The following is an 8,446-nucleotide window of genomic DNA, read 5'->3' as shown; positions in this document are numbered from 1 at the left end:
CGTTGGATTTTTAACTCTTAATCCATTTGAGTTATCTGGTTCAGCACCAGCAACATTAAAGTATCTAAATATTACATAGTCCATATTATACTTATTAGCAACCCACTTTATAAGCTTTTCTCCAGCTAATTTAGTCTCAGCATATGGATTTATAGGGTCTGGTAAAGTTTCTTCAGTAGCTGGTTTATCATAGCAGTTATTTCCATAAACAGATGCTGTTGATGAAAACATAATTTTATCTACTTTATACTTCCCTAATACTTCAAGAGTAGCATTTAATCCTCCAACATTTGCTTTATAGTACTTATACGGATTCTCTATACTTTCACTAACAATAATTTCCCCAGCACAAAGAAGTGCTGCATCAATTTTCTCTTTATCTAAAACTTTTGAAAATTCCTCTTCACAAGTTACATCAACTTTATAAAACTTTGCTCTTTTATCAACAGATGAAATATTTCCTGTACTTAAATTATCTGCAACAATTACATTGAATCCATCATCTAAGAGCTTTTTCACAGTATGCGATCCAATATAGCCTGCTCCACCTGTAACTAAAATATTTTTGGACATATTTTAAACTCCTTTTTTAATATATTATTATTTTGATATACGCATTACAGTATATCAAAACTTAACTTTAATAATCTACAAAAAGTAACTAGTTTCAAAATTTCACTTTAAAGACTTGTTGTATAGTTCAAATAAAATTAAAAGCAATAAGAATCCAATAATATTAGTTCTATTGGCTTCTTATTGCTTTTTCACTTGAAATATTTCTATACTTTTTATTGATTAATCTTTATTATTTGTTGTTAAAGAAATCTCCTTTATTTCTTTTTCTAATGAATTCAAGTAATATTCTAATCTTGATAAATCACTATAAACTATAGAATTTATTTGAGCATCTTCATATATGACAACCTCTGAAGACTTCGATGAAAAATACTTTATTTTTTTATCTGGAATATAAATATTTATATTTTTAATCGATTCATTTAAATCATTAATATTGGAGCGTATTTTTTTTAAAATAAAAGATTTCACTATATTTATCATCAAATTTTCATTAAGATGAATACCATATGATAAGTATTTTTTGCTTTTTTCTATAGACAATAAAGCTTGATTACAGTATGATTTTAAATCATTCATTTTATCTTAGCCCTGCTAATAATGTAATTATATCTTTTTTCATAAAAATACCTCCTAGTCATATATAGAATGTTTCATTTTAAAACGTTTTTATTGTAAATAATATTTTATCATGAAAACAATTTCTTAAATAGGCTTTTTTTTACACTTTTTCCATGATATGTTTTTTATATATTATTTATCTTCTTTTAGTTCTTTTGCTGGGATAGTAGCATTAATATCATTAGTTTTTGCTTGTTTTTATATTTATAAGTTGTTTTAATAGTTAAAATAAACTGTTTAAAAAATATTCATTTAAAGACTTGATCTATATTGGGAGGTTGTCATATGATAAAAACGAAAAATAAATCATTTATTTTTTTTATAGGTCTATCAATTATTCTTTTTTCTTTCTATATATACAAACATGCTTTTTTTGAAAGAAATTCTATAAAAAAAGTATTAGAGACGTTTATCAAAACTGATTTCAATTACAATGGAGGAAAGAATGATTTCTCAACAGTTGGTAATGAAAATTTAAAAAAATATCTATTAGCAAGAAATACTGTAAAAGCCACGAATCATAAAAGAAATTATAAAAAAGTAATTTCACAAAAATTTAAATTTGATTATAAAAATTTTGTGAGGTATAGAAACTGTGTAAAAGTTAATTTTTATATGCTCGAAGAGTATTTATTTGAAGATGAAGACACTGGCAAAATAAATGAGGCAGGAGCAGGAAATGATTATGTTGTATATCTTTCTAAGATAAATGGAAAATGGAAGGTTATGTCTGCAACAATTGATGTTAATGTCGATGCAGTAGATGATGAATTTGATGTAAACAAAGAATTAGGTTATGAAGAAAAGAAAAATCAAAAAAATGTTGAAGAAAATTTAAATAAAATGCTTGATAGACTTAATTATTTAAAAGAAATGTATTCTAAACCACTAGAATAAAAGATTTAAATTATCCTCTAAATTCACATTCAGGAGATATTTATATATTTGGAGGTTATCATATGATAAAAGTAAAAAATAAATTATTTGTTTTTTTACTAGGTTTATCAATCATTCTTATTTCTAGTGTGTATGTATATAAATATGTTATTTTTGAAAGAAGTGCTATAAAGGAAGTATTGGAAACGTTTATAAAGGATGATTACAATTTCAACGGAGGAAAAAATAATTTCTCAACCGTTGGTAATGAAAACTTAAAAAAATATTTAATAGCTAGAAATTCTATAAAATCTATTATTAATAAAACAAATAATGAAAAAATTCTTTCACAAAATTTTAAATTTGATTATAAAGACTTTGTAAGGTCTGGAGACTGTGTAAAAGTTAATGTTTATATGGGGGAAAATTATTCATGTGAGAATAAAAATACTGGAGAAATATATGATGCTGGTGCAGGAAATGATTATATAGTATATCTTTCTAAAGTAAACGGAAAATGGAAGGTTATGTCTGCAACAATTAAAATTAATGCTGATTCAGTAGATGATAAATTTGATGTAAATGAAGAATTAGGATATGAAAGAAAGAAAAACCAAAAAAGTGTTACTGAAAATTTAAATAAAATGCTTAATAAGCTTGATAATTTAAAAAAGAGATACTCTAATCCTTTAAAATAGATTATTTGAATCTTAACTTTAAAATTAAGTGAGTATATTTTATGATTTATATTTTATTAGAACTTTCAGATAAAGTTATCGATTTAATCCTTACAATTTTTGAAAAATATATAAAAAATAGCTAATGGTTAAATTTAGCTTTAAGAACTTTATATATTTAGAATAAATTTAATACCCTTAGAATCAGAATAAATGGATTCTAAGGGTATTTTTGCTATATATCTTTAAATAAGTTTTTAAAGTATTATTATTTTTTTATAATTTTTGCTAAAGTTGTAGCTCCACATATTGGACACTTTAATTTTCTATACTCACCTGCATGCAAAGATAAAATTTGATGATATTTAATACTAAATTTTTGTTTGCATTCAGAACAAATATATCTGTGGGTCTTTATATCTATAAAAATAATTAATGCTATTGATGCAATCACTGTAATAAATAGAATGTTTTCTCCCCAGCAAAGATAAACAAAAGCATTTGAAATTATTAAACATAAATACAATAAAATATTCTTCATAAAATCCACCTCATATTATTTATATAATATCATTTATTGTTTAATTTAATTTATAAAAGTAACTATCACTTAAATTCAGATTTAGGGACTAGTTATACATATAAAAGAGTGTATCTATTGAAATTGCTACATTTCAGTAAATACACTCTTTTCCATTTTTTTAGTTTTCCATGAAACTTTATTTATTAAATTTTAGCCATTATTTAATTTATTAATTATTATACTACTTGTACTTTATTTGTATCTGTATTAATTGCATTTATTCTACCTTTTACTTTAATTGTGTAAATCTTTAAATATTACTTTTTCATAATTTTTTTTAACGAAAATTTGTATCCATTTGGTGGCATTTTATCGTATTTATAATATGTGATTATTGAGATTAAAAAAAGTAATATTCGAATAGTTATCCCTCTACATAAAACCATTGAAACAAATGATAATTCACTTATGCCTAAATATATAATTTTTATAAAATTCATATTTTGACCTTTTAATATTCTGGAACTATTATGACTGTGCATTTAGCCTTTTTTACTACATGCACCGTAACTGATCCAATTGAATCTATAAAATTCTTCTTTGTTGATTTAGTCATAACTATTACATCATATTTTCCCTCTTTTGATTTTTCTATTATTTCTTCACCTGGATATCCAAAAGTAAAATATGTATCAACTTTATATTCTTCTAATCTTCTTTTTATTTTTTCTAACTTATTATTACCTATATTCTTAAAATTCCTAATTTCCTCAACATCAAAAAGTATAGCTGTTCTTGTGAATACTAATTCCTTAACATTCATTAAAGTTATTTCTACTGAATCTTTAGGAAATGTATTTTTTACAAAATCTAAAGATTGTAAACTTCTTTCTGTTCCATCAATAGGAATTAATATTTTTTTCATTTCTCAACACATCCTTTTTTAAGAAATATTAACCGTATAACCAATATATTGTCATAAAAACTTGTAAAATCTCTTTTTTAGCATTTTAATATTCAGGTACTATAGTAACTGTACATTTAGATTTTTTTACCACATATAAAGTTACAGAACCTATAGAATCAATAAAGTTCTTTTTAGTAGATTTAGTCATTATTATTTCATCAAATTTTCCTTCTATTGATTTTAAAATAATTTCTTTACCTGGATCTCCAAATGTCCAATATTTCTCTACTTTATATCCCTGTAATTTATTTTTAAATATTTCTAACATATTACTTGCTTCTTTTTGAGACTTTTCTATATTCATATCTATAATCATTGGATTAGTAATATTAGTTAAACTAATATCACTAACAGTAATCAATACTATTTCAACTTCATCACTAGAAAAATTATGTAATATAAAATCTAAAGATTTTTGACTTCTCTCTGTTCCATCAATAGGAATTAATATTTTTTTCATTTCTCAACACATCCTTTTAAGAAATATTAACCGTATAATCAATATATTATCAGAAAATTTTGTAAAAATATAGTCTTTTTTGGAAAACGTTTTTATATTATTATAAAAATATAAAATAAATTATTTAAATCATTTTAAAAGGAGGTTAGAACCATGAAGAAGAGAGCAGTCGTTATAGCTATATTATGTGGAGCATTTTTAATAGGAGGAAATATAAACAGCGAAGTATACGCTCATAATGTAAAACAATATAAGGCTGTTCAAAAAGTTAGAGTTCTTAACCAAAAAGAAGCCTTAAAAATACTAGTAAAGAAAAATAATAAAGTTAAATATATCTATCAAGGTAATGAAAAAGCATTTAAAGCTTTAAGAGCTAAAAAACTAAAAGGGTATGTTTTCCTTCCTGATGTACCTGGTGATATAGGATACTTTGTAAATAAAAATAATCGTAAAGTGTACTACTTCCATCCAAGCGGATACTTGGAGTTAATAAAATAGATAGATTGCGTAAAGGAGAAAGGCACTATGAAAATAAGCATAACTTCTAAAAAGATTAAAATAACTGATACTCTTCGAGAAAAGATTGAAAGTACGTTTACAAATTTAAATAAATTTTTAAGTGACGATACAGAAATATATGTTACTCTTAATGTTACAAAAAGAAGTCAAAAGATAGAAGCAACTATATATACAAAAACAGGAACAATTCTGAGAGCTGAAAATACAAGAGACGATTTATATGTTGCTATTGATGAAGTTTACGATAAATTATATAAGCAAATAAGAAAACTTAAAACTCAGCTTATGAAAAGAAATCAGTCTAATGAAAGTATTAGATTTAAAAATTTAGACGAATATATTGATTTAAACTATGATTATCCTGTAATAAAAAGATTTAAGAAGTTTGATCTAGATAAGCCAATGACTGCTGATGAGGCAATATTACAAATGGAGCTACTTGAACATAACTTCTTTGTATTTAGAAACTCAGCAACTGAAGATATTAATGTAATATACAAAAGACATGACGGATATGGATTGATAGAACAAGTATAAAATAAGGGGATACTCTCAAGTATCTCCTTATTTTATAAACTATACTCCGTTTCCTATCTATTTCCTTTTCTATATAAAAATAAAAATTTGACGTAATATTAAAATTTCTTTATGATAGGAGACTTTATTATGTTTATTGGTTATTCAGCAATACTTACTTTGATGTATATACTCGAAAATATATATTGCTTAAAAAAAAATAAGATATCTATCTGGTTTAAGCCAGGTTATTTTGAATCAAAAGAAATAAAAATTTTAAGTGAAAAATTTGTTTGTTTCCAACTCAAATCAAGTATCTATATATGCTTAATTCTTATTACCTCCAGTATTTTATTCACATATATTGGTATCCCTAATTCATATGCAATTGTTACTTTGTTAATATTCCATTTTTTTATTTATATTATAAAAATAATAGCAGTAAAAAAAGATATATTGAATATATTGAGGTTGATTAAAATACTATTTAATCAACTTTTATTTATTTTTATAAAATTCTCTATAAACCTTGGTTGTTGACTAATGCACTAATTATTTTCTATCATCTTGTAGTTAAACAAATATCTATTTTCATAATCTAATTTACCTTGATCTATCCTTATTAGTAGTTTTACTTTATGTTTTCATAGAATTTAATGTATTGGTTTAATATATAATTTAATAGCTCTTGTTGAGTAACCCCACTATCTTTTAAATCTTCCGCTATTTTTTCAAACCCTTTTTGAACTTCTACATCAAGTTTTAAAGTCTTTGCTCTATAATCTCTTTTTTCTTGTTTGAAGTTATAGATTTGCTTTACTATATCTTCTTTTTTTTCAATATTACTTTCAGTAATATTGTTGTAATATTCATTAGAACCATCTAATATAGCCTTTATTTTATCTACATTATCAATTAAATATGTAAGACTTTTTTTTTGGTTAGATGTTATTTCTAACGTAGTGGTAATATTTTGTATTGCAGGAATATTACTCTCTTTACACTGAGGAATCTCCGTATTACTTACTGTAATATTACTGTAATATTTCTTTCCCGACATTGCTTGTACATCAGTATTTTCAAAGATATACTGTTTTTTACTCTGGCTATATTTATATCCTATATTTGAAAATTTCTTACTTATAGTTTTCCTTGAAATTCCTATTTCCTCTGAAAAAGATGTTAATGTTTTACCCTCTTTAAGAACTTTATTTATTATACTTATCTGCTTTAATATATCTAGTTTTTTAAATTCTTCTTTATTCATTTTATCATCACCCACCTATATTACTTCTTGTAATATTATATATTACTTTTATATTTCCTGTATTTTTGATAACAAATAATTTAAGTTTTTTGTATTTTTACTCCTAATGAGAATATACAAAGTTTATAAAATAGATTCTATATATATACACTGTATTTTCCATTCTAAGGAATATAAATTGCATCATTAATGATTTACACCTATTTAAAGTTAAAGGTGTATCTATGGGGCTTTATTTCCATCTATTCATGTATTAACTAATGTTTTATTTTCTAAATTTTAATTTGTATATTTTATCTGATCCTTCACTTCAAATCGTTAAATTTTTCTTTTTATGAAAAAAATTATTCCTATAATACAAAAATATTTATTCTATTTCTTAATCTTATTTTTATATTTTACTTTAATTAAAATAAGTATTGAGTGAATGAAAAACTTACAAGATATTTTTCAAAATACTTTTCTTTGAAAAATGAAAAAAGAGCATAAGGAGAATTTGTACCCATCTTCGATTGGTAGCTAGGCAAAGCCTAGCAATTCTCTAAAATATACCTAAAAAATCATGGGTACAAAAAAATCCCCTCTGCCACACCTTTTGGTACACAAAACAGTACACAAAAGGTACACAATACCACACGTTTTAGTACACACTTTTTTAATATTAATTTAAATAAAAAAATATAAATTTTACTAAAAAGAATTCTCTTTTTTATTCAAGCCAATTATATTTTTTTAATAAATTTTCACTAACTTTTAAAAGTAAAAAAATAAAAAGCCAAGATAAAATTTTAATTTTTCTTCTCGACTTTTTATAAAAATTCTATTTATTTTTTTCTATAATCAAAGTTTCTTTTGTATTTCTATTTACATAAACATAATTTAATTCTGTTTGCCTTTCTAATAACCATTCATCTGAATTATATCCATTCTCCATTAATAGATCTCTTTGTTTTCTAGTTAATTTTCTTCCATGCTTCAAATTATTTTCTCCTAATCTGTCCATCTTTTTTGTAACTTTCAAAACTAAATACATTATCTTTATATACTTTTTTCTCAACTTTTTCTATAGGTTCTTCTTTTGCCCTTCTCTTATTTAATCTTTCAATAAAAGTACTCTTTACCTTTTCTAATAATTCATCATTTACAACTACATACTTAAATGTTTGTTTATCTAAATATCTATGTAATTCATCTTCTTCTATATCATTTGGTAATATATAATCCATATAATCATTTAATAATTCTTCATTACTCAAAGTTCGATCATAATCTTTTAAATAAAAAGTAATACTACCACTTAATTTTTGCCATAGCTTTTTATCATCTATCATAGAAACACTCCTTTTTTGTAACAGGTACTACGTACCCTATAATACAAGCCGAGAAAATTTGGCACCTTATTTATTTAATAATACTCAATTGTCTTTTTTTGATTTTCTGATTA

12 protein-coding genes are annotated in these 8,446 nt (G+C 23.6%); 4 read left to right on the top strand and 8 right to left on the bottom strand.

The features are described 5' to 3' along the window. Together ABCP60_RS15435 and ABCP60_RS15430 are read right to left on the bottom strand one after the other, a co-directional pair. On the bottom strand, positions 1-573 hold a 573-nt coding region (locus ABCP60_RS15435), incomplete at its 3' end, for an SDR family NAD(P)-dependent oxidoreductase (RefSeq protein WP_343102125.1). Positions 574-795: 222 nt separating this feature from the next. Continuing rightward, positions 796-1,155 carry a hypothetical protein gene (locus tag ABCP60_RS15430; protein ID WP_343102124.1) on the bottom strand — a complete coding sequence of 120 codons (360 nt, stop codon included), beginning with the start codon at positions 1,153-1,155 and terminating at the stop codon, positions 796-798. A 327-nt stretch (positions 1,156-1,482) separates the two neighbouring features. Here ABCP60_RS15430 and ABCP60_RS15425 point away from each other — a divergent pair, with 327 nt between their 5' ends. Beyond that, positions 1,483-2,094: a hypothetical protein gene (locus ABCP60_RS15425; RefSeq protein ID WP_343102123.1), complete on the top strand. Its 612-nt coding sequence runs from the start codon at positions 1,483-1,485 to the stop codon at positions 2,092-2,094. A gap of 62 nt (positions 2,095-2,156) precedes the next feature. Continuing rightward, positions 2,157-2,771: a hypothetical protein gene (locus ABCP60_RS15420; protein ID WP_343102122.1), complete on the top strand. Its 615-nt coding sequence runs from the start codon at positions 2,157-2,159 to the stop codon at positions 2,769-2,771. Positions 2,772-3,018: 247 nt separating this feature from the next. Here the strand turns inward: ABCP60_RS15420 and ABCP60_RS15415 are convergent, their stop codons facing one another. From ABCP60_RS15415 to ABCP60_RS15405, 3 genes are all read right to left on the bottom strand, one after another. Further along, positions 3,019-3,291: a hypothetical protein gene (locus ABCP60_RS15415; RefSeq protein ID WP_343102121.1), complete on the bottom strand. Its 273-nt coding sequence runs from the start codon at positions 3,289-3,291 to the stop codon at positions 3,019-3,021. Positions 3,292-3,784: 493 nt separating this feature from the next. Beyond that, positions 3,785-4,198, bottom strand: a complete 414-nt coding sequence (locus ABCP60_RS15410) for a universal stress protein (protein ID WP_343102120.1) — start codon at positions 4,196-4,198, stop codon at positions 3,785-3,787. A gap of 85 nt (positions 4,199-4,283) precedes the next feature. Continuing rightward, positions 4,284-4,700, bottom strand: coding sequence for a universal stress protein (locus tag ABCP60_RS15405; protein WP_343102119.1), 417 nt, complete (start codon positions 4,698-4,700; stop codon positions 4,284-4,286). A 153-nt stretch (positions 4,701-4,853) separates the two neighbouring features. Here ABCP60_RS15405 and ABCP60_RS15400 point away from each other — a divergent pair, with 153 nt between their 5' ends. Beyond that, complete coding sequence (locus ABCP60_RS15400; RefSeq protein WP_343102118.1) at positions 4,854-5,198, top strand: hypothetical protein; 345 nt, start codon at positions 4,854-4,856, stop codon at positions 5,196-5,198. A gap of 27 nt (positions 5,199-5,225) precedes the next feature. Next, on the top strand, positions 5,226-5,756 hold the full coding sequence (raiA, locus tag ABCP60_RS15395; RefSeq protein WP_343102117.1) for a ribosome-associated translation inhibitor RaiA: 531 nt from the start codon (positions 5,226-5,228) through the stop codon (positions 5,754-5,756). A 610-nt stretch (positions 5,757-6,366) separates the two neighbouring features. On the opposite strand, the gene ABCP60_RS15390 is transcribed toward raiA, so the two are convergent. From ABCP60_RS15390 to ABCP60_RS15380, 3 genes are all read right to left on the bottom strand, one after another. Then, the gene (locus ABCP60_RS15390; RefSeq protein WP_343102116.1) at positions 6,367-7,002 is read right to left on the bottom strand and encodes a hypothetical protein; all 636 of its coding nucleotides are present in this window, start codon (positions 7,000-7,002) and stop codon (positions 6,367-6,369) included. An 820-nt stretch (positions 7,003-7,822) separates the two neighbouring features. Continuing rightward, positions 7,823-7,981, bottom strand: coding sequence for a hypothetical protein (locus ABCP60_RS15385; protein WP_343102115.1), 159 nt, complete (start codon positions 7,979-7,981; stop codon positions 7,823-7,825). 1 nt (position 7,982) lies between these two features. After that, complete coding sequence (locus tag ABCP60_RS15380; protein WP_343102114.1) at positions 7,983-8,333, bottom strand: hypothetical protein; 351 nt, start codon at positions 8,331-8,333, stop codon at positions 7,983-7,985. Positions 8,334-8,446 lie beyond the last annotated feature (113 nt).

This window comes from Romboutsia sp. MSSM.1001216sp_RTP31141st1_G3_RTP31141_220114 (assembly GCF_039031195.1).
GTDB lineage: Bacteria > Bacillota > Clostridia > Peptostreptococcales > Peptostreptococcaceae > Romboutsia_C > Romboutsia_C hominis.
Note: the sequence above shows the minus strand (reverse complement) of the source record. Positions and strands in the feature narration are given on the sequence as shown.

Bases quoted from the DNA above. Each gene is read 5' to 3' on its own strand.
- ABCP60_RS15430 (WP_343102124.1), bottom strand. From the start codon at position 1,155: ATGAATGATTTAAAATCATACTGTAATCAAGCTTTATTGTCTATAGAA.
- ABCP60_RS15425 (WP_343102123.1), top strand. From the start codon at position 1,483: ATGATAAAAACGAAAAATAAATCATTTATTTTTTTTATAGGTCTATCA.
- ABCP60_RS15420 (WP_343102122.1), top strand. From the start codon at position 2,157: ATGATAAAAGTAAAAAATAAATTATTTGTTTTTTTACTAGGTTTATCA.
- ABCP60_RS15415 (WP_343102121.1), bottom strand. From the start codon at position 3,291: ATGAAGAATATTTTATTGTATTTATGTTTAATAATTTCAAATGCTTTT.
- ABCP60_RS15410 (WP_343102120.1), bottom strand. From the start codon at position 4,198: ATGAAAAAAATATTAATTCCTATTGATGGAACAGAAAGAAGTTTACAA.
- ABCP60_RS15405 (WP_343102119.1), bottom strand. From the start codon at position 4,700: ATGAAAAAAATATTAATTCCTATTGATGGAACAGAGAGAAGTCAAAAA.
- ABCP60_RS15400 (WP_343102118.1), top strand. From the start codon at position 4,854: ATGAAGAAGAGAGCAGTCGTTATAGCTATATTATGTGGAGCATTTTTA.
- raiA (WP_343102117.1), top strand. From the start codon at position 5,226: ATGAAAATAAGCATAACTTCTAAAAAGATTAAAATAACTGATACTCTT.
- ABCP60_RS15390 (WP_343102116.1), bottom strand. From the start codon at position 7,002: ATGAATAAAGAAGAATTTAAAAAACTAGATATATTAAAGCAGATAAGT.
- ABCP60_RS15380 (WP_343102114.1), bottom strand. From the start codon at position 8,333: ATGATAGATGATAAAAAGCTATGGCAAAAATTAAGTGGTAGTATTACT.